The organism is Parahoeflea alexandrii (assembly GCF_027214025.1).
In the GTDB taxonomy this organism is placed as follows: Bacteria; Pseudomonadota; Alphaproteobacteria; order Rhizobiales; family Rhizobiaceae; genus Hoeflea; species Hoeflea alexandrii_A.
The window spans coordinates 298,244-323,723 of record NZ_JAPWHB010000005.1 but is presented as its reverse complement, the minus strand read 5'-3'; the positions used below and the strand labels follow the sequence as shown (position 1 = coordinate 323,723).

Here is a 25,480-nt window from a genome sequence, read left to right as displayed (position 1 = left end):
AAGATGGCCTTGCCGGAACGCATCCCGGTCTTCCTGCTCACCGGGTTTCTCGGCGCGGGCAAGTCGACACTGCTCAACGAGCTGCTGTCCGATCCCGCTTTTCAGGACACTGCCGTGATCATCAACGAGTTCGGGGACATCCCGGTTGATCACCTGCTGGTACGGCGCGGTGAAACCACGATCAGCCAGGTCTCGACAGGCTGTCTGTGCTGCGCGGGAACAACGGATCTGCGGGCAACCCTCTTCGACCTGCATTGTGCAGCTTCCGGTGGACTGACCCCCGGCTTCTCGCGGGTGATCGTGGAAATGAGCGGACTGGGCGACCCCGCTCCCTTGGTCAATACGCTGATGCATAAACCTGTTGCGGGAGCGTCGGTGCGCGACAGGACCGTCGACTGCGCATTCCATTTGGCAGGAATTGTTACGTTATACGATATCATCACCGGAACAGTTTCTGTCGAGCGGCATTTCGAGGCGCTCAAACAGATCGGCTTCGCGGACCGGATCGTTCTCACCAAGACAGATCTGGCAAAGGACCCGGCGACACGGGCCGACATTGCGGCTCTGCCCGATGAGCTGCATGCAATCAACGCAAGTGCGGAAGTCATTGACCGCCAGGGCATCGACCTTTCGCGACTGTTCTCTCCAAGGCCTTATTCAAGCGTCGAACGCGGAGAAGATGTTGCCGGATGGCTGGCGCTTGAATCGGCCCTCGCGGCGGAAGCGCGCGCCTCCTCCCGGCCGCACGAAAACGCACCAGCGACCAGGCACGGGCCTGGCATCCGGACCTTCAGCATCATTGCCGACGACCCGATTCCCCAGGAGCGTATCCGGCAGTTCCTTGCAGCACTTCAGTCTTCTGCCGGACCAGGGTTGCTGCGCGTCAAGGGTATCGTTGCTGTGGCGGAAAGCCCGGAAAGCCCGCTTGTCGTTCACGTGGTGCAGCACGCCATTTCCGATCCGGCCCGGCTTGCTGCCTGGCCTGACCATGATCGCCGGACACGGCTGGTCTTCATCACCAGCGGCATTGATCCCGAACCGGTTCGGGACCTGTTCGCGGCGATCATCAGCGCAACGCCATTCTCTTTTCCCAGACTGTTCCGACAGTTGGGCAGCGGACTCGCGGCCATGGTGTCCGGCGCCCATTCTCACATCGCCAATTTCCCAAGGAGATTTAAATGAATGCCATCGAGAAGACCCCCGTCACCGTTCTCACCGGCTATCTCGGCGCTGGAAAGACGACACTGCTGAACCGGATTCTGACCGAGAGCCACGGCAAGCGCTACGCGGTGATCGTCAACGAGTTCGGCGAGATCGGCATCGACAATGACCTTGTGGTGGATGCCGATGAAGAAGTCTTCGAAATGAACAATGGCTGCATCTGCTGCACGGTTCGCGGCGACCTGATCCGCATCATCGAAGGCCTGATGAAGCGTCGCAACCGTTTCGACGCAATCCTTGTGGAAACGACCGGACTGGCTGACCCGGCGCCGGTGGCGCAAACCTTCTTTGTCGACGAAGACGTGCAATCGAAAACGAAACTCGACGCCATCGTGACGGTTGTCGATGCCAAGCATCTCCTTGGAGAAATCGACAAGGCGCACGAAGCACAGGAACAGCTGGCTTTCGCCGACATCATCCTGCTCAACAAGATCGACCTGGTCGATGCCCGTGAACTGACCGAAGTCGAGGCGCGGATCCGCAGGATCAATCCGACCGCCGTCATCCGGCACAGCGAGCGCTGTCAGGTGCCGCTGGAGGACGTGATCGGCCGCAACGCCTTCGATCTCGAGCGGGTGCTGGAGATCGAGCCGGACTTCCTCGATCACTTCCATGACCATGACCACGACGACCACGTTTCCAGTTTCTCGCTGCTCAGCGAGGAGCCGTTGTCGCCGGAGAGGTTCTTCCCCTGGATCCAGTCCGTTGCCCAGCATTTCGGCATCGACATGCTGCGCATGAAGGGCATCATCGCCTTCGAAGACGATGACGACCGCTATGTCATGCAGGGCGTCCACATGCTGCTGGAAGGCAATCATCAGCGGGCGTGGAAACCCGACGAGCCGCGTCGGACGCGGATCGTCTTCATAGGCAGGGATCTGCCGCGCGACATCATCGAGGACGGGTTCAAACGGTGTGTCGCCGGCGAGCAAAGCCGCCGGCAATGAAGGGCTTTGTGAACCCGCTTGCCCCCAGGCCCAACCGGCTGCAGGTGAAGTCGGCCGAGATCAAGGCTTGGGCGCGCCTACTTGCGGTGTTGCCGGAAGACACGCCGGTGAGCGTCGTCGAACTCGCCTGCAGGGATGAAGGATGTCCGGATATCGAAACCGTGATCGGCCTGATGGAAGCAGGCAAGCCGATCCGGACGATCCGAATTCACTTGCCCATGGCAGAGATCACAATTGAAGCGATAGCCGCCGCTGTAATGGAAACCAGCGGACGCAATCCCGGCGTCACACCCTAGCCCCTGCTGCCGGAGCCCTGGAAAACAGCCGCCTAGTCACTCCTGCAGGATGTCTGCCTTCCTTGTTCCAGACTGCCGGAAAGACAACACGAAGCGAAGATCGATGGCGCAGGCAAGAACCAGCGCCATCGACATCTTCGGCCTGAATTCAAAAGCGAGTGGTGCCGGGAGGTGCCGAGCCCGGAATGCCGGCTAATCGCAAATCAGCGGCTTGAGGAACGGGTCTGCAAGGATCTTCGTGGTGTCGATGCGGTGATGGGCAACCTTTCCGCTCGGCCCGATATCTCCGCGCTGGAGCATGGAAAGAAGCGTGGCGGCATAGCGCGTCGCCACGGACGTCAGGGCGTTGAACGGGCCGGACTTCAGGTCAGGGGCGAACCGGTAGCTGACCGTCCGTTCCGTCGGCTGACGACCGCGATAGCCACGGGCGGTGACGACCAGAAGCAGGATATCGTCGTCGATGACCGGCAGCCCGTTGTAGAGCAGCGAACGGAGCATGTCGCGGCGATGGCGAAGGCCCAGGTCGTCGAGCAGGAAGCGCATGTAGTCGAGATGGCCCGGATAGCGAATGGTCTTGAACGTGACGTTCTTGGGCAGTTGCTCGCCAAAGATCGACAGGTCTTCGATGCCGCCCGAGGTGATGAACTCCTCGTAGCTCACGCCATCGATGCTCAGCTGGCCGTATCCCTCGAGCGGCGTAAGCGAAACCGGCTTGCCGTCGCGAATCCCGGCGCTGGGCCGCGTGTATTCGTCGATCAGTCCGTCGACGTTCCAGATCTGGCCATAACCGAGCCGGTTGGTGGGGTAGCGCGGTATGGCGCCGACCCGGATCGTCAGGTCCGTCACCGGCGAAAACGCGTCCAGAAGCTGACACGCGACGTTGCCGATCAAGCCCGGCGAAACGCCGCAACCGGTGAAGACTGCGCGATGCCGTGACAGACCATCCAGGATTGCCCGCGTGTCCGGTCCGGGGCAGGTGAAGTCGAGATAATGGACGTTTGCCTGCGCCGCGGCCTGGGCAATATCGCCTACTGCGGATTCAGGAACGGCGGCGACCGCGACGTCCTGGCCGGACAGAAGTCTTTGCAGATCATCGCGATGGCTGAAGGTTCGCAGCAATGCCTTGGTGTTCATCGAGCGAAGGCGGTCGAGCGCGCCCTCCGACCGGTCGATAACCTGCACCGAGAAGGCGTCGCTGGCGGCCAATGCAGCGGCAAGCGCTGTCCCTATCTCGCCGGCGCCGAAAATGCTGACATTGAGCCTTGCCATGCCGCTTACCCCCTGAACCGCGCAACGAAGCCCTGAAGCCTGGGGTTCTGCGGGTTGAGGATCACATCCTCGGCCGAGCCGGACTCGGCGATCACGCCCTGATCCAGGAAGAGGACGCGGCTGGCGACGTCGGCGGCAAACGCCATTTCGTGGGTGACGATCGCCATGGTCATGCCCTTGTCGGCCAGTCCGCGGATGACGGCCAGCACTTCGCCTACCAGTTCCGGATCGAGCGCGCTGGTGACTTCGTCGAGCAACAGGACCTCGGGTTCCATGGCCAATGCCCGGGCTATGGCGACACGCTGCTTCTGCCCGCCGGACAAATGGGCGGGATAGGCCGCGTGCTTGTCTCCGAGGCCGACCTGGATCAGCAGGTCCATTGCCAGGTCTCGTGCTTCCGCTTTCGGACGTTTGCAGACGACGATCGGACCTTCGGTGACATTCTCAAGGACAGTCTTGTGCGGGAACAGATTGAAGTGCTGGAACACCATGCCGACGTGACGGCGGAGCGTGCCGATGCCGATGTCCTCGCCCTTGTCGCGAAAGCGATCGCCAACCCGCTTCTGGCGGAAACGGATGATCCCGCCGGTCGGGATCTCCATCATGTTGAGGCAGCGGATGAACGTCGATTTGCCCGAGCCGGACGGGCCGATCAACGCCACCACCTCGCCGCGCTCGAGGCTGAGGTCGAGCCCCTTCAGAACCTCGAGCGGTCCGTAACTCTTCTGCAGTCCTATGGCTTCGATAACGGGCGCGACGGCGTTCGAATTGGTTGTCATGTTCATCCATCCGTTCCTCCAGAGCGCTGCACGTCCAGCTGGTCGCGCAAGGGCCGCTCTGACATTTTGAATCTGGAGCATCCTGTCTGTGTCGGGCGGTTCCGCCCGAACGCTGGATGCTCTAGTCGCTCACCCTGAGACGCCGCTCGATCCAGTCGGCCGCCTGCGTCAGCGGCAGCAACATGGCGATGTAGAGCCCCGCCATCAGCGTGTAGGATTCAAGAGGCCGGTAGGTCTGGCCGTTCACCACCGCCGCCATGTAGGCGAGATCGGCAACCGAGATGACGGAGACCAGCGAGGTATTCTTGAACTGGATCACCGACTGGTTGATGAAAGACGGCAGCACCCGCTTCAGTGCCTGCGGCAGGATGATCCGCCGCATCGATTGCGCGGGGCTCATGCCGATCGCAGAAGCCGCCTCGTGCTGGCCCCTGTCGATAGACACGATCCCGCCCCGAAATATCTCGGCATAGAAGGCGCCGACATAAAGCGAAAGGGTCAGCAGGGCGGCGACGCGATTGTCGATTGAGCCGCCGACCAGCAGCGGGAAGGCATAATAGAACCACAGCAGCTGGACCAGCAGCGGCGTGCAGCGGAAGATTTCCTGGTAGACGCGAGCGATCGCGTTGAGCACTTTCCAGCTTGAAAGCCGGGCTGCACAGGTGGCCAGTCCGATCACTATTCCGAAGAAGATCGAGCCGAATGTGTAGACGACACTGATCCAGAGCCCCCAGAGGAAAAGATCGTAATATTGCCAGACAGAGTGGAAATCCCAAGTGTAGGTCATTGCGCGCGCCTCCCTGAAGCAGCGCCGCTACCGGTCCGTCCTGGCCGGCCGCTCCTGGTTCTGGAAATCATTCTGCTTCCCCCGATCTTTCCTGTCGTGCCGGACAGCCGATGAGGCTTCCGGCACTGAAGTGTCCTATGTCCAATGGCCGAGAACAATGTAAAGCTACCGGGCCTGCTTAGCGCATTTCTTGGAAGGCGGCCGCCGTTGAGGCGAAGCGGTTGAGGATCCCGGCGATCGTTTCGCGGTTTGCATCCGAGACCTGCACCATCGGCAGGCGCATCTCCGGACCGGCGAGATTGCTGAGCGCCAGCGCCGCCTTTACCGGTCCCGGATTGGATTCGATGAACATGCCATCAGTCAGTTCGGCGATCATGTCGTGCAGGGCAAGCGCGCGAGCCGTGTCGCCCTTCTGCCAGGCCTCGACCAGTTGCACCATTTCCCGAGGCGCCACATTGGCAACGACGCTGGTGACGCCAATGGCGCCGAGCGAGAGGAAGGGCAGCGTCAGGCCGTCATCGCCGGAATGGATGATCAGCTTGTCGCCGCAGGCCTTGCGCAGCTGGGTGACCCGGGCCGCCGATCCGCCGGCCTCCTTGATGGCGACGATGTTGTCGTGTGCCGCCATCAGGGTGGCGCAGGTTTCCGGGGCGATCTCGACGCCGCAGCGGCCCGGCACCGAGTAGAGCATGATCGGAAGCGAGGTCGCTTCGGCCGCCGCGCCGTAATGGGCGATCAGGCCGGCTTGCGTCGGCTTGTTGTAATAGGGCGTGACGATCAGCACGGCGTCAGCGCCGGCTTTCTCGGCGCGCCTGACCTTGTCGACCGTCTTCAGCGTGTCGTTGGCCCCGGCACCCGCCATGACCAGCGCACGACCGGCGGCAAGCCGCACGGTGCGGGCAATCAGCGCGTCGGCCTCCTCATCGGAAAGGGTCGCGGCCTCGCCGGTGGTGCCGACCGGAACGAGACCTGCAATCCCGGCGTCGATCTGCCGCTCGACCAGCGCGTCATAGGCGGCGTAGTCGACCGCACCGTCCTTGAACGGCGTGACCAGCGCGGTGAAAACACCCCTGAAGCGTTCGGTAAGTTCGTTCATCGTCTTCATCCTCTTTCTCATCAATCTGCAAGACTGTCGGCAAGGCTGTACCGGCCCGCAGCCCTCGGCTCGGAGATGAGCCAGAGCGCTGCGGCAATTGCCCCTTCGGCATAGGCGCCCAGCGTGTGAACCCGGTAATTGAAGCTCGCCTCGGCGGATCCCATGTCGAAATGCACGTCGTGCAGACCGACGGTGTCACCAAGCCGATGGACGTCGATCGGCGGCTGCGGCGCATCAGACCCGATTGCCCGACTGCGGACCTCCTTGATCGCACCGGCCAGCAAACGCGACGTGCCCGAGGGTTCCGCCTTCTTGCGCGCATGGTAGGTTTCGCTGATCCGTGCAGCGGCGTCGGGCATGCGTTTGGCGAAATCGATGACGGCCAGGCGGAAGGCCTCGAAGCCGTGGGCGAAGTTTGCGCTGACAAGCATCGGCCGATAGGCGCAAGCCTCGGTCAGGAGAGCGTCCTCCTCCCGGGTGAAACCGGTCGTTCCAATCACCATCGGAATCCGCTTCTCACCGATCTCCCTCTGCAGCGCGAGGCTCGCGGCCGGCGTGGTGAAATCGATCATGACGTCGCAATGGCTGGGCATGGCGGCATCCGCCGGACGGTACTCGACGCTACCGCCAGCAACCGCCGTGCCGACCAGTTTCGAGCCTGGCGAGACAAGGGCCGCGGCAAGTTCCAGGCCGGGGCTTGAGAGAATGATCTCGACCAGTTGTGTTCCGACGCGGCCGGACGCACCAACGATTCCAATACGCATGCTGCTTCTCCTCAATCGATGACGACCTTGGTCTCCGACATTTCGCGCAGTGCGATGCGGACCCCTTCGCGGCCGAGGCCTGAGCGCTTGACGCCGCCGAACGGAACATGTTCGGCCCGGAAATCCGGCCCCTCGTTGATCATCACGCCACCGACAATCAGGTCGCGCGAGAACGTCTTGATCAATGCGTGGTCGTTGGTGAACACGCCCGCCTGCAGGCCATAGGCGCCGGCATTGACCTCGGCGATCGCCTCGTGCGCATCGGTGAAGCTGCGGATGGCGATGACCGGCCCGAAGGTTTCGTCGGCGATGACCGGCGCGTCGGGCGCGACATCGGCAATCACGGTCGGCGAGAACACCGTGCCGTCATGGGTGCCACCTGTCAGCAGCCTTCCACCATTGCCGGAAATGCTGGCGTTCACCCGCTCAGCCACGAGACGCGCGGCGGGCAGATCGATCACCGTGCCCATGTCGGTATCGTCGAGCGAGGGATCGCCGAACTCGACCTCATCGACTGCGGCGAGCAGCATCTCGGTGAAGACCTTCTCGATATTCTTGTGCAGGTAGAGCTTCTTGACTGCCGCACAGCTCTGGCCGGCGATCTCGAAGCGGTGGCCGATGGTAGTCGCCACGGCCTTGCCTAGATCGGCATCGGGCAGCACGAACAGCGGATCGTTGCCGCCAAGCTCCATCAGGCAACGCACGAGACCGCTGGCGTTTTTCAGTGCCAGGCCCGCCGCCGGCCCCCCGGTGAACGACAGGAGGTCGATCGGCGCGCGCGCCAGCGAAAGTGCTGCCTCCGCGCCGCCATGGACGACCTGGAACAGGTCGCGCGGCCACCCGGCCTTCACCGCCAGTTCGCACAGGCGATTGGCGGCCAGCGGTGCCTTGGGCGACGGCTTGGCGACTACCGCATTGCCGGCCGCAATGGCCGGACCGAGCTTGTGGCAAAGCAGGTTGAGCGGATAGTTGAACGGCGTGATGGCGCCGATGACGCCGACCGGTTCATAGGTAATGGTCGCCAGACGGTCGGCGCCGCCTTCGACAATGGCGCAGTGAAGCGCCTCCCCGTCGAGGAAGGTCGCCGCATCGCCGGAGAGTTTCAGGGTGTTCTGGGCACGGCGGACTTCGTTGCGGGCCTCGCGGATGGTCTTGCCCATCTCGGACGAAATGATGCGCGCCAGGTTTTCGGCGTCCGCCGCAACCTCGGCTGCAAGCGCGTTCAGGAGCTGGCGGCGCATCGCCGGCGTCGAACGGCGGAATTCCCATTGCGCGACCTTGGCCCGCACAATGGCGCCGGCAATTTCGGCTTGCGAGGATTCACCTACTTCGCCGACGATCCTGCCATCGAAAGGATTGCGCACCGGGATCGAACAGATGTCCGACAGCGCTTTTCGTTGGGTCTGCGTCATCTCAAAACCTCATCATTGTGTGTCATTGTCTCGGGAGGCGGCGCGAACGAGGGCGCCGATCGACACCGGTCGAACCGGCCAGCGCCGACCGGTCAGGTCAGCGGCTGAAGATGCCGGGGCTTCAGGTTTGAACCGGGCCATCAGGGCGGCAGTGTTGGCGGCGCAAAACCGGCCCTGGCAGGCGCCCATGGCAAACCGGCCATTGTGCTTGACCTCGCGCCCGGTCAGGCTGTCGACCCGCTGGCACAGGTTGCGCAGATCGCCAACCGTCTTGCCTTCGCAGCGGCACAGCAGCGTGTCGTCAGCAAGCTCGTCGAGCGCGGAACGGTCATCAACGGGCGCAAAAAGTCTGGCAAGCAGGGCCTGTGCACGGCGTTGCCGGTCGATCTTCCCGATATCATCAGCAGCGCTTGCGGCCACTCCCTGGATCGCCAGGCGGCCGGCGCGACGGCCGTCGGCTTCGGCGGCAATGGCGCCGAGCGCCTCGCGACAATCGCCCGCCCGCAAGATGACCGGACCGGCCGCGGCCTCCGACGAAGCCTGAGGCAGGCCATAGTCATTGGGCCTGATGCCGTCATGCAGGCCAATCCGGTCACAGACGAACGTCGATTGGCTCCCGTCTCCGGCTCGCACGACAGCAGAGAACCGTTCCCCTTGCCGTTCGATCCGTACCAGCCGCGAACCGCGCAGCCATGGAATGCGGTGCAGGTGAATGTCCTTGAGATAGCCAAGCGCCTCGGCCAGCAGCTTCGGAAAACCGAGCATGCTGAGGCCGGGCATGATCCGCCGGTAGGGATCGCCGGATTCCACGATTGCCAGAGGCGGATTTCCCAGGCGCGCCATCTGCGCCGCAACCGCGATCAACAGCGGGCCGCTGCCGGCAAGAAGCACGCTTCCGCGCGGGGCGGTGCCGGTTTCCTTCATCATTACCTGCAATCCACCGGCCGTCGAAACGCCGGCGAATTGCCAACCCGGGCGCGGATGGACATGCTCGACGGCGCCGGTCGCCAACACCACCGCCCTGGGCGACAGGCATTCGACCAGGCCGTTCTGCCGGTTCTCGACCAGAACGTAGCCGTGGCCATCGACGCCCAAAAAGACGGATCCGAAACGGACCGGGATTGCGGCTTTGCTGAATGCCTGCGAAAGGGCCGCCCAGCGGCCGCGGGCTCCCGCCGATTGCGGGATAACCTGGACGCCCTCGATCGGTTGCCGATAGATCGCGCCACCAAGGCTTTCGCGCTGTTCGACAAGTTCGACTGCCAGGCCTGATCTTGCGGCTTCAAGTGCGGCTGACATGCCAGCGGGGCCGCCACCGATTACAAGAATGTCGGGATCACGCATTTCGGCGCTCCATCGGCTCGACACTCATGCCAGGTCGTGCCAGCGTAATGCAGGCTTCGCGAACGACCCCGTCGACCCGAACCAGACAGCACTGACAGGCGCCAATACCGCAGAAGCAGCGTGTCTCGTTACCCAGCGCATCGGGGCCATAGGTCAGGACGCCAACGGCCTGCAACGCCGCGGCAATGCTCTCGCCTGCCCTGAAGGAGATGGTCCGGCCCATCAAACGGAAGGTATCCTCGGTCATGCCGCGACCCCCAGTCCGTCGAACCGCGCCGGGTTAAAAGGCGCGATGTCGATGCACGGGCTTTCGCCGCAGACAAGCTCCGACATCACCTTGCCGGTGATCGGGCCAAGGCAGATTCCATCGCCCTCGAATCCGGTGGCGACATAGGCGTTCTCCAGTCCGGGTATGCGTCCAACCAGCGGCAAGCCGTCGGTGACGGCAGTGCGGACGCCGGCAAAGCTGCGCAACAGGCGCACGGCCGCGAGTTCCGGCACCAGCGCCACGGCATCGGCGAGGATGCGCGAGACTGCGTCGATGTCATTGGTCTGCCGGTCGCCGTGGTCTTCACGTGTTCCGCCGATCAGGAACTGGCCGGTCGACAGCGGATCGATCACGAGACCCAGTCCCCGCGCCGGCTTGCCGTTGCCCGCCGGCTGGCTGCCTTTGCTCAGCAGATAGCGGCCCGACATGATCGACCCGGCCATCGCGGCATTCAATGGAGGCACCCGTTCAGTTATCAGCAACTGGCCCTTTCGCGGCGTCAGGATCTGCTCGAGCCCAAGCAGCTTTCCCGATCCGTTGCCGGCGGCGATCACGACCGCATCGGCCTGGAGATTGCCTTGCGGCGTTGCGACCGCGACGACACGGGACCCGCCGGAAGCCCTTACCAGACCCTCGACAGGCGTACGCCTTGCAACAATCGTCCCGGAAGCGGTCAACAGGCGATGGACAATCTGGTAGCCTATAGCGTGTCCCTCGTCGTGAACCTCGACCGCCATCATCGCGTTGGACGACAGCGCCGGGAAGCGCTCGCGCAGCATTGCCGCGCCAAGCCGCTCGACGCGGACACCTGCACCGGCAAGCGCATCGGCATGGGACGTCAGAACCGAGCATTCCTCATCCGAGGAGGCGACAATGAAGGTCGAGCGGGATTTGAAGACATCGGCGAACAGCCCGGCTTTTGCCAGGTTCCGATAGAGCTCGACGCCTGCGAGGGCCGCCTGCATCATCGGGCCGGGACGCTTGCTGGCGACGGACACCGCGCCATCGGCTGCACCCGTCGCCTCAGCCGCAGGTGCCGTGGCATCCAAAAGCTGCACCGCAACACCACGTTTCGCCAGAAAGTATGCCGTCGCGGCACCGACGATGCCGGAGCCGACGACGATGACAGTGGACGGGGTGCGGGTTTGCATTGCGTTTGACCGACATTGTTGCTTTCGTAGGCCAATATTGACGGCTGCCGGCTCGGGCCGTCGATACAAGATGACGGCCTTGTTCGCTCACGAAATTTGTATCGGTGAGAAGGTCCAGACCCCTTAAGCCCGAAGAAAGGGGAATTCAGCCATGGCAGAGATAAGCCTCACACTCATCCAGACCTTCTACCAGGTGGCCCGGCACGGTTCGTTTTCCGGTGCGGCCCGAGAATTGAACCTGAGCTACCAATCGGCGGCAAACCATGTGCGCCGGCTTGAGCAGATCCTCAAGGGCAAGCTGATCGACAGCGAGCAGGGCGCCAAGCGCATTTCGCTGACGCCGCGCGGGCGGGCGCTCTACAATCTGCTGCATCCCGAACTCGACATCATGCTGGAGCGACTGTCGAAGCTGATCGAGAGCCAACGTTCGTCGCTGCGGGTGGGCATGCCGCAGGCGATCTTCTTCTACCTGTTTCCGAAAGTGCTGTCGCGATTTCGCGAGTGCTTTCCGGAGATGGAGTTCGCGGTTTACGAGCGCGACACCGTGCTTGCCGAACTGGTCAAGAACGGCAGTCTCGACGTGTGCATTTCAGAGCGCTATTTCGGCGACCCGGTCGTGCCCCAGCGGCTTCTGGGCAGCTACCGGCTGAGCCTGGTCTACCCCCGCGCCTGGGGCAAGGCGCCTGCGCTGCTCGACATCCCGTCCTGGGCAAAGGGGCGTCCCTTCATCACCTACGAGCCCGGACAGACGCTGAGAAACCTGGCCGTCGATTTTCTCGGCCGCGACGGTTCGGTCGTCCAGCCGGTGATCTCGGCCTCGGGCAGTTCCAGCGTCAAGCGCTGTGTTGAGGAAGGGCTGGGGTTCTCGATCATTCCATCCTGGTGTGTTGGTCCGGAAGATCCGACCATCAGCAGCACGCGTTTGACGAACCTGCCGGAAGTCCGCGTGTATTTCGGCAGTGCCGGCTTCCTGCAGAAGCACCCGACGGTGCAGCAATTGTTCGAGGATTGCAGGCGCGAACTCGTCGGCCCCGTTCTCGAACCACCCCGCGGCGGCGAGCTGTCCCACCCTCCATTGTGACCGGCCACATACAAAAAAGCGGATAAGTGGCTCGGGTTCTCTAGCATTGTCCCCCTTCTTTTACCGGCTAGGCTACCCGTGGCCGTTGACGCCGCACAGGGAATTTCCCGCCGCGGGAACGGACACTGAGGAGTTTTCGGGGAACAATGGAGAACCTGACAATGAAACTATTCGCAAAGATCTGCGGCCTGGCGGCCATGGCGCTTTCCGTTCTGGGAACGACTGCCTCCGCCGGCACCATCGACGAAATCCGCGCCCGGGGCGTGCTTCGCATACCGGCCATTCTCAACGAGGTTCCTTACTTCAACAAGGATCCGCGCACCAACGAATGGCAGGGCTTCGTCATCGACATGGCGAGCGACATCGCCAAGACCCTCGACGTCAAGCTGGAAGTGGTCGAATCGAGCTGGGCAAATGCCATCCTCGACGTGCAGAGCGGCAAGGTCGACATGGCGTTCGCCGTGACCGCGACCCCGGTCCGCGCCATGTCGGTCTCGTTTTCGGACCCGACCTACTACAACAGCTTCGTCATCGTTTCGGCCAATGAGGAACTGACCGGCAAGAGCTGGAACGAGCTCAACGATGCGAAATACACCTTCGCCGTCGACCTCGGATCGGCCCAGGACCTTATGGCGCAGCAATATCTGCCGAATGCCAACATGCTTCGCTTCAAGACCCGCGACGAAGCCATCGTCGCGGTCACCACGGGCAAGGCGGACGGCCTCGTCAACACCATGCTCAACGGCCTGGTGATCTCGAAGAAGGCCCCGACGATTGGCGCCGTCAAGGTACCGACCCCGGTTCTTTCGACACCATCGGTCATCGCGGTCAACTATGGCACGGACGAAACCTTCAAGAGCTTCGTTTCAGGCTGGGCGGAGTACAATCGCCGCATCGGCAACAACCAGACCTGGATCCTGAAGAGCCTCGAGACCTATGGTGTCACGCTGACCGACATGCCTCCCGGCTTCGGTTTCGGCGGCTAAGATCTACCCATCGCTCTCAATCCTCCCTTCCGACCCGGAAGGGAGGATTTTTCGTTTCGGCCTCTCTCGAAAACACCGCCCGCTTGCGCCGCGACAGTCCCGCCCCGGAAAGCAGATCAGGCCCTGCACACCAAGCATGGACGTCCTGTCAGGCAGGCAATTGCTGCAAACACCCGTACCATGCGGCCAAGCTTTCGGCATTCGCCGCGATCTCCTCGGCATAGCCGCCGCTGAACTCCTCGAAAGCCTGGCTGTTGAGCGCGTTGACACCCAGCAGCACGGGGATGTCGCGGGCGAGCGCCTCGGCGATCAGCGGCCGGAAGCCCCTGCCCTCGGCTTCGTGCTTGCCGAACTTGTTGATGATCAGGAGGTCTGGCGAACGCTCGAGCCCGGCCTCGACCAGCGCAACGGCTTCCTCGAGCGCAACCGGATTGAGGCGGCAGCCGCGCGATTCGTCGCCCAGAACCTGATTGATCCGGATCACCGGGCCGGTCGGCAAAACCCGTACATCCATGTCGCAGTGATGTGAACCGGGCCGGTCGCTGTTGGTCTGCACAACGCCGGCGAGGTTAAACCCGCGCTCTTGCAGGCGGTCGGCAAACTCCCACAACAACCGGTCGGTCAATCCGCGCTCGGTGGTTTTCACAAAGGCCAACGCCATGATGACTGCTCCTCGTTTTCCGGCAGGATCGAACGCGAGAGTACGACCGCAACCGGTGGAAATAAAGGTTCCTGCCGCGACTGATCATGCCGCGGCAGGGACAGGCCAAACGGCTCACGCCGCCCTGAGCGTGATGCCGGTGACCTGCGCCTGTTCGGCCAAGGCATCGACAAAGGCACGGCTGGCGCGAACCCAGGCGGCTTTCTCAAGGGCCGAGCGCAAGGCGGTCTCCACCGCCTCGAACGGCAGGATCTCGCCTTCCGCGCGGGCGTCGAGCCGAATGATGTGAAAGCCGTAACGGCTTTCCACCGGTGCGTCGACGATCTCGCCCTCGTTGAGCGCCGCCAGCGCGGCTTCGAATTCGGCCACGGTGTCGCCGGCCGAGATCTGCCCCAGCCGGCCGCCATTGGCGCGCGACGAACAGGCGGAATGGTCCCGCGCCAATGCATCGAAGGCTTTCGGCTCGGCCTTGATCTTGGCCAGAACTGCACTGGCCTGATCCTTCGCCACTTTGCGCGCCACCACATCGTCTGGCCGCGCGGCGAACAGGATATGTGCTGCTTCATAAAGCGAGGGCGCGCGGTGGCGTTCCGGATTGGCCTCGTAGGCCGCGCGAACGGCCTCAGGCGTCGGGGTTTCCACCTCGACCGCGTCATCGAGAACCTGGCGGATGATCGCCTCTTCCTCGGTTTCCCATAGCCCTGGCGCCAGTTCCAACGGCGAGGCCGCAAGCCCGCGGCGCCGCGCCTCCTGCAGGATCAGCGTGCGGACCGCGAGCGCCCGCGCCGCCGCCATCCAGGCCATGCCCGGCTTGCCCTTGGGCGCCGGATGGTTCTGCGCTTCCGTGGCGATCAGTTCCGGCGAGATGGCCTCGCCGTTGACGGAAATGTCGGTGAATGTCTGCTTCATGGTCTTGGCCCCAGATTTACCTTGTGCTTGCGGGTGCGGACGATCTGGTAACCCGGGCGCAACACGTAGCGCACCGGAACCGAGAGCATGTGCACCAGCCGGGTGAACGGGAACAGGATGAAGATCGTCAGCCCCAGCAGGATATGCAGCTTGAAGATCCAGTGCACGTCGGCGACGAGTTCCCAGGCTCCCGCCTGCAGGGTGAAGATGCCTTGCGCCCACATCATGAACTTGACCATCTCGCCGCCATCCAGATGCTGGATGGAGACCAGGATGGTGCCGAGACCCAGGACAAGCTGCGCGCAGAGCAGAACCAGGATGGCGGTGTCGGCAAACGACGAGTTGGCCCTGACCCGCGGATCGAACAGCCGGCGGTGCAGCAGCATGGCGCCGCCGACAATGGCCATTGCTCCGGCCACGCCGCCGACGACAATCGCCAGCACCTGCTTGAAGCCGTAGCTCATGCCCAGCATGTGAAAGATCTCGACCGGCGTCAGCATGCCGACCAGATGGCCGAAGAACACGATCAGCACGCCGACATGGAACAGGATCGAGCCCCAGACCAGCTGCTTGCGGCGCAACAGCTGGCTGGAGGATGATTTCCAGGTGAAGGGGTCGCGCTCGTAGCGCGCGATGGATCCGAACACCAGCACGGTCAGCGCCAGGTACGGAAGAACTCCGAAAAGAAAATAGCTCATGATGTTCGTCCTTTCGTGTCAGGCGGAGGCCGGCCGGAGCGGCTCGTCCATGCGGGCCAGAATATCGCGGCTGATGGGGCAGCCGGCGTTCGGATCAGGGCCGAAGGTGACCATCGCCTCCTCGTAGACCGCGTCGAGCGCCTCGAGATCCTCGGGATCGTCATCCTTCTCGGCGATCAGCGCCTGGGCTTCTTCGGTCCCGGTCGAGGCCTGCGCGATCTCCGACAACGCGACCAGCACAGCCGCGTAGGGCGTTTCGCGCCGGGTCAGCCGCTCAGCCAGGGCGGCGATGATGTGGCCGGCGTCGGCCAGCATCTCGCGCGCTTCGGCCTGCGGCAGCGTCGAGATGAACTCGAGCAGCACCGGCAGGTGATCGGGCAGTTCGGTCGCGACCAGATCGAAGCCACGGGCGCGGTAGGTCTCGAGCAGGTCGACCATCGCCCCGCCCCGGTCCCGGCCCTCGCCGTGGATGTGTTCGAACAGGTTGAGCGACAGCGTCCGCGACCGGTCGAACAGGAGCACGTACCGCTCCTGCAGATCGTAGATGTCTCCGGTCTCGAACTCGGCCAGCAACGGCTCGATGGCATCAAGCGCGGCCGCCGAGACGATGGCTTCGGCCGCAAGCACCTCCCGGATCTCCGGAATGGCCTGCTGCAGCTCGGTGGAGGGGTATGTCAGTACTGCCGACAGGGCCTTGAAAGTACGGGTCATGACAGGAACTCCGTGGGTGAGCGGAAGCTCTTGCCGCCGCCGAACAGTTTGCCTTTGGAAATGCCTGACGAGCAGCCATTGCCGTCGGTGAAGCCGCAGCCCGACTTGAGGTCATAGGCGTCTTCGACCAGCTCCCGGTGGGTTGTCGGGATGACAAACCGGTCCTCGTAATTGGCGATGGCCATCAGCTGGTACATCTCGTCAATCTGGTGCGGCGTCAGCCCGACGCGATTGGCCACGCCGAGATTGACTACGCCATCCACCGTCTTCGAGCGCATGTAGGCGCGCATCGCCATCATCCGTTCCAGCGCCGCGATCACCGGCTGTTCGTCACCGGCGGTCAGCATGTTGGCGAGATAGCGTACCGGGATGCGCAGCGACTTCACATCCGGCATGTTGTCGACGGTGCCGATGGCGCCGGCTTCCGCCGCATTCTGGATTGGCGAGAGCGGCGGCACGTACCAGACCATCGGCAGGGTGCGGTATTCGGGATGCAGCGGGAAGGCGATCTTCCACTCCATCGCCATCTTCCACACCGGCGAGTTCTGCGCGCCCTTGATCCAGTCTTCCGGAATGCCTTCGGCGCGCGCCGCCTTGATCACGTCGGGATCATTGGGATCGAGGAAGACGCCGAGTTGGGCGTCGTAGAGATCCTTCTCGTGCTCGGTCGCCGCCGCCTGCGATATCTTGTCGGCGTCATAGAGCATGACGCCGAGATAGCGGATGCGGCCGACGCAGGTTTCAGAACAGACCGTCGGCTGACCCGATTCGAGGCGCGGATAGCACAGGGTGCATTTCTCCGACTTGCCGCTTTCCCAGTTGTAGTAGATCTTCTTGTAGGGGCAGCCGGAGACGCACATGCGCCAGCCGCGGCATTTCTCCTGGTCGATCAGCACGACCCCATCGTCCTCGCGCTTGTAGATCGCGCCCGAGGGACAGGAGGCGACGCAGGCCGGGTTGAGGCAATGCTCGCACAATCTCGGCAAATACATCATGAAGGTGTTTTCGTACTCGCCGTAGATTTCCTTCTCGATGCCCTCGAAATTGTAGTCCTGGCTGCGCTTGGCGAATTCACCGCCAAGGATTTCTTCCCAGTTCGGACCCCATTCGATCTTTTCCATCCGCTCGCCGGAAATCTTCGAACGCGGCCGCGCCGTCGGGAACGCCTGCATTTCCGGGGCCGATTTGAGATGGTCGTAATCGAAATCGAACGGCTCGTAGAAGTCGTCGATTTCGGGCAGGTCCGGATTGGCGAAGATATTCGCCAGGATCCGCCACTTGCCGCCCTGCTTGGGCTGCAAGTGGCCGGATTTCGATCGGGTCCAGCCGCCGTTCCAGCGTTTCTGGTTTTCCCAGTCCTTGGGATAGCCGATGCCGGGCTTGGTCTCGACATTGTTGAACCAGGCGTATTCGACACCTTCACGGCTGGTCCAGACATTCTTGCAGGTCACCGAGCAGGTGTGGCATCCGATGCATTTGTCGAGATTGAGCACCATGCCGATTTGCGCGCGGACTTTCATTCTGCTGCCTCCACTTGGGTGGACGGGCGATCCAGCCAGTCGACCTTTGTCATTTTGCGAACGATGACGAACTCATCGCGATTGGAGCCCACGGTTCCGTAATAGTTGAATCCGTAGGAGAGCTGGGCGTAGCCGCCGATCATGTGGGTCGGCTTGAGCGTGGCACGGGTCACCGAATTGTGGATGCCGCCACGCTGGCCGGTGATCTGCGATCCCGGCGTGTTCACGATCTTTTCCTGGGCGTGATACATGAACAGCGTGCCTTCCTTGATACGCTGGCTCACCACCGCCCGTGCTGTCAGAACCCCGTTCGAGTTGTAGACCTCGACCCAGTCGTTATCGACCAAGCCGGCCTTGCGGGCGTCCACTTCCGAAATCCACACCACCGGGCCGCCGCGGTTGAGCGTCAGCATCATCAGATTGTCCGAATAGGTGGAGTGAATGCCCCATTTCTGGTGCGGTGTGATGAAGTTGAGCACCACATGCGGCTCGCTGTCGCGTTCGGAGATATTGATGTCCGGACCGACCGTCTTCAGGTCCACCGGCGGGCGCCAGGTGACGAAGAACTCGCCGAAGGCCTGCATCCACTTGTGGTCCTGGTAGAGCTGCTGGCGGCCCGACACCGTGCGCCAGGGGATCAGCTCATGCACATTGGTCCAGCCGGCGTTGTAGCAGACCTCCTCGCTCTCGATCCCCGACCATGTCGGCGACGAAATGATCTTGCGAGGCTGGGCAGCGATGTCGCGGAAACGGATCTTCTCGTCCTGCTTGACCTCGGCCAGGTGCTTGTGATCGATGCCGGTGTGCTTGCCGAGCGCGTCCCAGGCCTTGACCGCAACCTCGCCGTTGGTTTCCGGCGCCAGCATCAGGATGACCTCGCAGGCGTCGATGGCCGTGTCGATCCTGGCCAGCCCCCGGGAAGCCCCCTCCTCCGTCACTGTGCCGTTGAGCGCCTTGAGGTGGTGGACCTCCGTCTTGGTGTCCCAGGTGATCCCCTTGCCACCATTGCCGACCTTGTCCATGAGCGGCCCAAGCGAGGTGAAGCGCTTGTAGAGGTTGGGATAGTCGCGTTCGACCGCGATATAGCCCGGAGCCGTCTTGCCCGGAACGAGGTCGCATTCGCCCAGCTTCCAGTCCAGAACCTGCGGCTGCGCCAGTTCCGACGGCGTGTCGTGATGCAGCGCCAGTTGCACCACATCGGTTTCCACACCGAGGATCTCAGGCGAGATCTCGGAGAACTTTTTGGCGATCGCCTTGAAGATCTCCCAGTCCGTCTTGCTCTCGTAGGCCGGGTCCACCGCCGCCTGCAGCGGATGGATGAACGGGTGCATGTCGGACGTGTTCATGTCGTCCTTTTCGTACCAGCTCGCCGTCGGCAGCACGATGTCGGCATAGACCGCAGTGGTCGACATGCGGAAATCGATGGTCACCAGAAGATCGAGCTTTCCCTCCGGCGCCTGGTCATGCCACTTGGCTTCCACCGGCTTCTGCCGGCCTTCCTCGCCCAGATCCTTGCCCTGGACGCCGTGATCGGTGCCGAGCAGGTGCTTGAGGAAATACTCGTGTCCCTTGCCCGACGATCCGAGCAGGTTGGAGCGCCAGACGAACAGGTTGCGCGGCCAGTTTTCCGGCGCATCCGGATCCTCGCACGACATTTCCAGTTCGCCCGATTTCAGCTTCTCCGCGACATAGGCCGGCACGTCCTTGCCGGCCGCCTTGGCGGCGCGGCCGACCTCGAGCGGATTGGTCTTGAGCTGCGGCGCCGAGGGCAGCCAGCCCATGCGTTCGGCGCGGATGTTGTAGTCGATCAGGCTCAACGACTTCCAGTCGCCCTCCGGCGCCGTCGGCGACAGGATCTCCGCCGCTGTCACCGTCTCGTAGCGCCACTGGTCGGTATGGGCGTACCAGGCAGACGTCGAGTTCATGTGGCGTGGCGGACGGGCCCAGTCGAGCGCGAATGCCAGGGGCGCCCAACCGGTCTGCGGCCTGAGTTTCTCCTGGCCAACGTAATGCGCCCAGCCGCCGCCCGACTGCCCGATGCACCCGCACATCACCAGCATGTTGATGACCGCGCGGTAGTTCATGTCCATGTGGTACCAATGGTTCATGGCGGCGCCGATGATCACCATCGACTTGCCATTGGTCTTTTCGGCATTGTCGGCGAATTCGCGCGCCACCTGGATGATCTTGTCGCGGCGAACGCCGGTGATCTTCTCGGCCCAGGCCGGCGTGAACGGCACGTCGTCATCGTAGGAGCTGGCGACATTGCCGCCGCCCAGGCCGCGGTCGAGGCTGTAATTGGCGCAGAACAGGTCGAACACCGTGGCGACCATGGCGGTCTTGCCATTGGCCAGCTTGATCTTCCTGACCGGCACATTGCGGGTCAAGACATCGGGATGATCGCAGACCTCGAAGCCGTTGGTGGCCGCGCCGCCGAAATAGGGAAACTCGACGCCCACAACAGCATCGTGGTCCGTGTCGAGGATCTGGCTCATGCGCAGCTTGACCGGTTCGCCCGCGGCCTTTTCCTCAAGGTTCCAGTTGCCGTGCTCACCCCAGCGGAAGCCGATCGATCCATTGGGAACCACCACGTTGCCGGTGGCCTCGTCGATCCCGACGGTCTTCCATTCGGGATTGTTGTCCTGGCCGAGTTTCTTTGCGAAGTCGGAGGCGCGCAGCTGGCGGCCGGGAATGTAGGAGCCGCCGCGCTTGTCGAGCTGCACCAGCATCGGCATGTCGGAATATTTGCGGCAGTAATCCTCGAAATACTCGGCCTGGCGGTCGAGATGGAATTCCCTGAGGATCACATGACCAAAAGCCATGCCGAGCGCCGCATCGGTGCCCTGCTTGGCGTTGAGCCAGATGTCCGAAAACTTCGATGCTTCCGAGTAATCCGGGCAGATGACGGCGGACTTGGTGCCGCGGTAGCGCGCCTCGGTGTAGAAATGCGCATCCGGCGTGCGCGTCTGCGGCACGTTCGAGCCCCACAGGATGAGGAAGCCGGCATTGTACCAGTCAGCCGATTCCGGCACGTCGGTCTGCTCGCCCCAGGTCTGCGGCGAGGCCGGCGGCAGGTCGCAATACCAGTCGTAAAACGACATGCAGGTGCCGCCGAGCAGGCTCAGATAGCGCGAACCGGCGGCGTAGGAGACCATCGACATGGCCGGGATCGGTGAGAAGCCGAAGACCCGGTCCGGGCCGTATTTCTTCGCCGTGTAGGCGTTGGCGGCGGCGGTGATTTCGGTGGCCTCATCCCAGGAGGCGCGCACGAAGCCGCCCTTGCCGCGCTTCGTGACATACTCGGCGCGCAGCGCGGGATCGGACTGGATGGTCGTCCAGGCCTCGATCGCCGACTGGGTTTGGCGCAGCTTGCGCCAGATCTTCATCAACCGCGCCCGGACAAGCGGCGTCTTCACCCGGTTGGCGGAATAGAGATACCAGCTGTAGCTGGCACCGCGGGCGCAGCCGCGCGGCTCGTGATTGGGCAGTTCCGGCCGGGTGCGCGGATAGTCGGTCTGCTGGGTTTCCCAGGTGACGACGCCGGATTTGACGTAGATCTTCCAGGAACAGGAGCCCGTGCAATTGACCCCGTGGGTCGAGCGGACGATTTTGTCGTGGCGCCAGCGATTGCGGTAGACATCCTCCCAGTCGCGGCTTTCATTGGTGGTCTCGCCGTGGCCGTCGGAAAAGGTGTCGACGCGCTTGGAGGCGAAGAAATTCAATCTGTCGAGCAGGTGGCTCATCTTGCTTGTCCTTTCAGGTCAGGCTGTCAGGGGTGTGGCGGCAACATTGCGTTCGACGTCGAACAGAAGCCCGCCGGGTCTTGTGTAGAAGGCCCATGTCAACACCGCGCAGATCAGGTAGAAGGCGAGGAAGCCCCAGAGTGCCGCGACCGGTCCGCCGGTCATGGCAATCGACGTGCCGTAGGCTTTCGGGATGAAGAATGCGCCGTAGGCGGCGATCGCCGAGGTAAAGGCGATGATCGCCGCACTCTCGCGACCTGCCTGCTTCTGCAATTCGTCACCCTTCAACCCCTTCATCAGACGCGGAACTTCGCGCGCCATGATCACCGGGATCATCTGGAAGGTTGAGGCATTGCCCACTCCGGTGAGGAAGAACAGCGCCATGAAGCAGGAGAAGAATCCCCAGAACGCACCCGGCTGCTCCTTGATGCCAAGGAAGAAGATCACCCCGAACACCGCCGCGATCATTCCAAGGAACGTCCAGAAAGTGACGCGTCCGCCGCCGAACCTGTCAGAGACCCATCCCGTCGCGGCGCGTGACAGCGCCCCCACAAGCGGCCCGAGGAAGACGAACTGCAACGCGTTGACTTCCGGGAACTGCAGTTTGGTCAGCAAAGGGAAGCCCGCTGAATAGCCGATGAAGCTACCGAAGGTCCCGGTGTAGAGCACGCACATGATCCAGTTGTGCTTGCGGCTGAATATGATCGCCTGTTCCCGGAAGCTGGCCTTGGCATCGGCGATGTCATTCATGCCGAGCCAGGCGGCGATGGTGGCGGCGATGATGAACGGGACCCAGATGAAGCCCGCGTTCTGCATCCACAATTGCCCGCCATCCGACATGGTTTGCGGTTGCCCGCCCATCACACCGAAGACGCCGGCGGTAATGGCAAGCGGCACAAGGAACTGCATGACCGACACACCAAGATTGCCAAGCCCCGCATTCAAGGCCAGTGCGTTGCCCTTCTCGGCCTTCGGGTAGAAAAAGGCGATATTGGCCATCGATGAGGCGAAGTTGCCGCCACCGAAGCCGCACAGCAGCGCCAGAACCAGGAAGATCAGATAGGGTGTTTCCGGGCTCTGCACCGCATAGCCGATACCCATGGCCGGCAGCAGCAGCGAAGCGGTCGAGATCGTCGTCCACAGCCTGCCGCCGAAGATCGGCACCATGAAGCTGTAGAAGATGCGCAACGTGGCGCCCGACAGACCCGGCAACGCCGCCAGCCAGAACAGCTGGCCCTGGGTGAAGTTGAAGCCGATCGCCGGCAGCCGTGCAACGACGACCGACCAGACCATCCAGACAGAGAAGGCCAGCAGCAGCGCCGGGATCGAGATCCACAGGTTGCGGCGTGCGATGGCGCGACCCTTGGTTTCCCAGAATTCCGGGTCCTCGGGCTTCCATTCCTGCAGCACGCGCGTCGCCGTGATCCGTTCTGGATCGTGGATATCCTGCATTTCAGGAAGCTGCGGCAGCTTGTCCAATTCGGGACCCTGCGCCGCACGCTCCATGGCGCGGACCGACAGGTGCATCCACGCCAACGATATGGCAACGATCACGAACAACAGCGCAAAACAGCTGGTGTAAATACCCGACAGGTCGAGCAACGCCCCGAAGCTGATCGGCAGCACGAAACCGCCGAGCCCGCCGATCATGCCGACGAGACCACCCACAGCGCCGACATGGTCCGGGTAGTAGACCGGGATGTGCTTGAACACTGCGGCCTTGCCCAGGCTCATGAAGAAGCCGAGCACGAACAGAGTGATGACAAACGGCCACTGACCCATCTGCGTGCTGAAGGCGATCGGACCATCCTTGCCCATGATGACGTAGTCGGTCGGAGGATAGGACAGCATGAACAGCAGGATCAGCGAAAAGCCGAAGGTCCAGTACATCACCGCGCGGGCGCCGAAACGGTCGGACAGGTGCCCGCCATAGGCGCGGAACAGGGACGCCGAGAGCGAGAACGCCGCCGCCGACATGCCGGCCGTACGGATGTCCAACGCGTAGACATCGACCAGATAATGCGGCATCCACAGCGCCAGAGCCACGAACGCGCCGAACACGAAGAAATAGTACAGAGAGAAGCGCCAGACCTGAAGGTTCCTGAGCGGCGCAAACTGCTCGGCCAGCGAAGGTGATTTCCGTCCGGACTTGCGTTGCGCCACCAGAGCCGGGTCATCCTTGGCGAACACGTAGAAGACGACCGCCATCAGCGCCAGACCGATGGCCCAGACATGGGCGACGCCCTGCCAGCCATAGGCCACCATGACAAAGGGCGCGACGAACTTGGTGACCGCAGCACCGACATTGCCGGCGCCGAAGATCCCCAGAGCGGTCCCCTGACGTCCCGCATCATACCAGCGCGACACGTATGCAACGCCGATGATGAAGGAGCCGCCGGCAAGGCCGATGCCAAGGGCTGCAATGAGATACACCGCGTAGGAATCGGCCCAGGTGAGCATCCACGTCGCCGCAGCTGTCAGCAGCATCTGGGTCGTGAACACCAGGCGCCCGCCGTATTTCTCGGTCCAGACGCCGAGGATCAGCCGGGTCAGCGATCCGGTGAGAATGGGGGTCGCGACCAGCAGACCAAACTGGAACTCACTCAGTCCCAGTTCAGCCTTGATCTCGATTCCGATGATCGAAAATATGGTCCAGACTGCGAAACAGGCGGTGAATGCAATGGTGCTCAATCCAAGAGCACGGGTGCGTTCACTGTCCGATACATTCACCTTTTCCAGCATTGTGTATCTCCACATGGCAGCGCCGGGCTCCCCCTGCGCAAGTGCGCTTCCGCCATCGGTCCCGATGGCCGTTCGGAGACAAAAATCCATGGAGAAACCCTGGTGCCGTTGATGCAGATCAAACCGGTCGGCATCGCCCGGCACAAACCAACCGGAATTGAACTTGGTCAAAATCGGGAAACAAAAGGGTCAATCGCAGAGGTGACAATTATCAATTCTTGTGCGAGCTTTTGTCTGGGCCTGATCTAGTGTCTGGCAAGTCGGAACCTGGGGGAGACACGACATGCGGGATCAAGACAAACCCGAGATTCGCAAATTGCCGTTGTTCCGCGACATGAGCGAAGAGAATTTCGAGACGCTCATGCTGGCGGCCTATGCGCAGAGCTTTCCCGCACAACTCGAAATGATCCACCAGGGCGAACCTGCAGACTTTCTGCATATAATGATGGAGGGTACGGTCGAGCTCTTCTCCGGATGGCGCGGCCGCGAGACGACCATGGCGGTGGTCAGGCCGGTCTCGACCTTCATCCTCGCCGCCTGCATCAAGGATGCCCCCTACCTGATGTCGGCGCGGACGGTCGAGAAATCCCGCATCATCATGATCCCCGCCAAGGATCTGCGCGCAACCTTCCGGCTCGACCCGGAGTTCGCCATGTCGACGATCACCGAGTTGGCAAATTGCTACCGGTCCGTGGTGCGGCACGCCAAGGGCCTGAAACTGCGCACCTCAAGGGAACGGGTCGCCGCCTATATCTGCCGGCAGGCAAGACTTGCGGGGAACGCTGCCAGCTTTATCCTGCCGATCGAAAAGCGGTTGCTGGCGTCCTATCTCGGAATGACCCCGGAAAACTTTTCACGTGCCGTCAAGTCGCTGCAAACCGACGGTGTCGCCGTCGATGGCATGCGCATTATCATCACCGATCTGAAGGCGCTTGAGGCGATTGCCGGGCCAGACTCGCTGATGGACGGACCCGATGCCAATTCCGAGTTTCCCGGTGCAAACTTTCCCGATGTTCGATGGGACGACAAACAGCGCAGAACAAGCTGAACAGCACCCGCGAGAGATACTGCCTCGCCGAACATGCGCAAACCGGC

General features: G+C 62.6%; 22 protein-coding genes. 6 read left to right on the top strand and 16 right to left on the bottom strand.

The genetic code is table 11. The features are described from left to right. Positions 1 to 3: 3 nt before the first annotated feature. The 3 genes from O4H62_RS17915 to O4H62_RS17905 are packed head-to-tail and all read left to right on the top strand — an operon-like array spanning position 4 to position 2,464. On the top strand, positions 4 to 1,182 hold the full coding sequence (locus tag O4H62_RS17915; protein ID WP_269389926.1) for a CobW family GTP-binding protein: 1,179 nt from the start codon (positions 4 to 6) through the stop codon (positions 1,180 to 1,182). Beyond that, the gene (locus O4H62_RS17910) at positions 1,179 to 2,168 is read left to right on the top strand and encodes a CobW family GTP-binding protein (protein WP_269389924.1); all 990 of its coding nucleotides are present in this window, start codon (positions 1,179 to 1,181) and stop codon (positions 2,166 to 2,168) included. The genes O4H62_RS17915 and O4H62_RS17910 overlap by 4 nt, the downstream gene beginning before the upstream one ends. Beyond that, positions 2,165 to 2,464 (top strand): nitrate reductase, encoded by a 300-nt coding sequence (locus tag O4H62_RS17905; protein WP_269389923.1) that lies wholly within the window; start codon positions 2,165 to 2,167, stop codon positions 2,462 to 2,464. The genes O4H62_RS17910 and O4H62_RS17905 overlap by 4 nt, the downstream gene beginning before the upstream one ends. Before the next feature lie 192 nt (positions 2,465 to 2,656). Here O4H62_RS17905 and O4H62_RS17900 read toward each other — a convergent pair whose 3' ends face one another. The 9 genes from O4H62_RS17900 to O4H62_RS17860 all read right to left on the bottom strand — a co-directional run bounded on the left by O4H62_RS17900 (position 2,657) and on the right by O4H62_RS17860 (position 11,334). Beyond that, complete coding sequence (locus O4H62_RS17900; RefSeq protein ID WP_269389922.1) at positions 2,657 to 3,733, bottom strand: saccharopine dehydrogenase family protein; 1,077 nt, start codon at positions 3,731 to 3,733, stop codon at positions 2,657 to 2,659. A gap of 5 nt (positions 3,734 to 3,738) precedes the next feature. Continuing rightward, positions 3,739 to 4,518 carry an amino acid ABC transporter ATP-binding protein gene (locus O4H62_RS17895; RefSeq protein ID WP_269389920.1) on the bottom strand — a complete coding sequence of 260 codons (780 nt, stop codon included), beginning with the start codon at positions 4,516 to 4,518 and terminating at the stop codon, positions 3,739 to 3,741. Between the two features lie 115 nt (positions 4,519 to 4,633). After that, positions 4,634 to 5,299, bottom strand: coding sequence for an amino acid ABC transporter permease (locus tag O4H62_RS17890; protein ID WP_269389919.1), 666 nt, complete (start codon positions 5,297 to 5,299; stop codon positions 4,634 to 4,636). Positions 5,300 to 5,477: 178 nt separating this feature from the next. Continuing rightward, complete coding sequence (dapA, locus tag O4H62_RS17885; protein ID WP_269389917.1) at positions 5,478 to 6,395, bottom strand: 4-hydroxy-tetrahydrodipicolinate synthase; 918 nt, start codon at positions 6,393 to 6,395, stop codon at positions 5,478 to 5,480. A gap of 20 nt (positions 6,396 to 6,415) precedes the next feature. Then, positions 6,416 to 7,159, bottom strand: coding sequence for a 4-hydroxy-tetrahydrodipicolinate reductase (locus tag O4H62_RS17880; RefSeq protein WP_269389916.1), 744 nt, complete (start codon positions 7,157 to 7,159; stop codon positions 6,416 to 6,418). A gap of 11 nt (positions 7,160 to 7,170) precedes the next feature. Beyond that, complete coding sequence (locus O4H62_RS17875; RefSeq protein WP_269389915.1) at positions 7,171 to 8,571, bottom strand: aldehyde dehydrogenase family protein; 1,401 nt, start codon at positions 8,569 to 8,571, stop codon at positions 7,171 to 7,173. A gap of 12 nt (positions 8,572 to 8,583) precedes the next feature. Next, positions 8,584 to 9,915 carry an FAD-dependent oxidoreductase gene (locus O4H62_RS17870; RefSeq protein WP_269389914.1) on the bottom strand — a complete coding sequence of 444 codons (1,332 nt, stop codon included), beginning with the start codon at positions 9,913 to 9,915 and terminating at the stop codon, positions 8,584 to 8,586. Beyond that, positions 9,908 to 10,162: a 2Fe-2S iron-sulfur cluster-binding protein gene (locus O4H62_RS17865; RefSeq protein WP_269389912.1), complete on the bottom strand. Its 255-nt coding sequence runs from the start codon at positions 10,160 to 10,162 to the stop codon at positions 9,908 to 9,910. Before O4H62_RS17865 ends, O4H62_RS17870 begins: the two co-directional genes overlap by 8 nt. After that, positions 10,159 to 11,334, bottom strand: coding sequence for an NAD(P)/FAD-dependent oxidoreductase (locus O4H62_RS17860; RefSeq protein WP_269389910.1), 1,176 nt, complete (start codon positions 11,332 to 11,334; stop codon positions 10,159 to 10,161). Before O4H62_RS17860 ends, O4H62_RS17865 begins: the two co-directional genes overlap by 4 nt. Positions 11,335 to 11,485: 151 nt before the next feature. Between O4H62_RS17860 and O4H62_RS17855 the strand changes: the two genes are divergently transcribed. Then, on the top strand, positions 11,486 to 12,415 hold the full coding sequence (locus O4H62_RS17855) for a LysR family transcriptional regulator (protein ID WP_269389908.1): 930 nt from the start codon (positions 11,486 to 11,488) through the stop codon (positions 12,413 to 12,415). A 161-nt stretch (positions 12,416 to 12,576) separates the two neighbouring features. Continuing rightward, positions 12,577 to 13,401, top strand: coding sequence for a transporter substrate-binding domain-containing protein (locus tag O4H62_RS17850; protein WP_269389906.1), 825 nt, complete (start codon positions 12,577 to 12,579; stop codon positions 13,399 to 13,401). 148 nt (positions 13,402 to 13,549) lie between these two features. Here O4H62_RS17850 and O4H62_RS17845 read toward each other — a convergent pair whose 3' ends face one another. The 7 genes from O4H62_RS17845 to O4H62_RS17815 all read right to left on the bottom strand — a co-directional run bounded on the left by O4H62_RS17845 (position 13,550) and on the right by O4H62_RS17815 (position 24,385). Then, positions 13,550 to 14,062, bottom strand: coding sequence for a DUF2478 domain-containing protein (locus O4H62_RS17845; protein WP_269389904.1), 513 nt, complete (start codon positions 14,060 to 14,062; stop codon positions 13,550 to 13,552). Between the two features lie 114 nt (positions 14,063 to 14,176). Then, positions 14,177 to 14,971: a peptidylprolyl isomerase gene (locus tag O4H62_RS17840; protein WP_269389902.1), complete on the bottom strand. Its 795-nt coding sequence runs from the start codon at positions 14,969 to 14,971 to the stop codon at positions 14,177 to 14,179. After that, positions 14,968 to 15,669 (bottom strand): respiratory nitrate reductase subunit gamma, encoded by a 702-nt coding sequence (narI, locus tag O4H62_RS17835; protein ID WP_269389901.1) that lies wholly within the window; start codon positions 15,667 to 15,669, stop codon positions 14,968 to 14,970. Before narI ends, O4H62_RS17840 begins: the two co-directional genes overlap by 4 nt. A gap of 18 nt (positions 15,670 to 15,687) precedes the next feature. Next, positions 15,688 to 16,380: a nitrate reductase molybdenum cofactor assembly chaperone gene (gene narJ, locus O4H62_RS17830; RefSeq protein WP_269389900.1), complete on the bottom strand. Its 693-nt coding sequence runs from the start codon at positions 16,378 to 16,380 to the stop codon at positions 15,688 to 15,690. Further along, the gene (gene narH / locus O4H62_RS17825; RefSeq protein WP_269389898.1) at positions 16,377 to 17,900 is read right to left on the bottom strand and encodes a nitrate reductase subunit beta; all 1,524 of its coding nucleotides are present in this window, start codon (positions 17,898 to 17,900) and stop codon (positions 16,377 to 16,379) included. The genes narJ and narH overlap by 4 nt, the downstream gene beginning before the upstream one ends. Beyond that, positions 17,897 to 21,643, bottom strand: coding sequence for a nitrate reductase subunit alpha (locus O4H62_RS17820; RefSeq protein WP_269389896.1), 3,747 nt, complete (start codon positions 21,641 to 21,643; stop codon positions 17,897 to 17,899). Before O4H62_RS17820 ends, narH begins: the two co-directional genes overlap by 4 nt. Positions 21,644 to 21,661: 18 nt before the next feature. Next, a complete protein-coding gene (locus tag O4H62_RS17815; RefSeq protein WP_269389895.1) occupies positions 21,662 to 24,385 on the bottom strand; it encodes a nitrate/nitrite transporter in 2,724 nt (907 codons plus the stop codon). A 283-nt stretch (positions 24,386 to 24,668) separates the two neighbouring features. On the opposite strand from O4H62_RS17815, the gene O4H62_RS17810 reads away from it, so the two are divergent. Next, positions 24,669 to 25,433: a helix-turn-helix domain-containing protein gene (locus tag O4H62_RS17810; protein ID WP_269389894.1), complete on the top strand. Its 765-nt coding sequence runs from the start codon at positions 24,669 to 24,671 to the stop codon at positions 25,431 to 25,433. Positions 25,434 to 25,480: the final 47 nt, after the last annotated feature.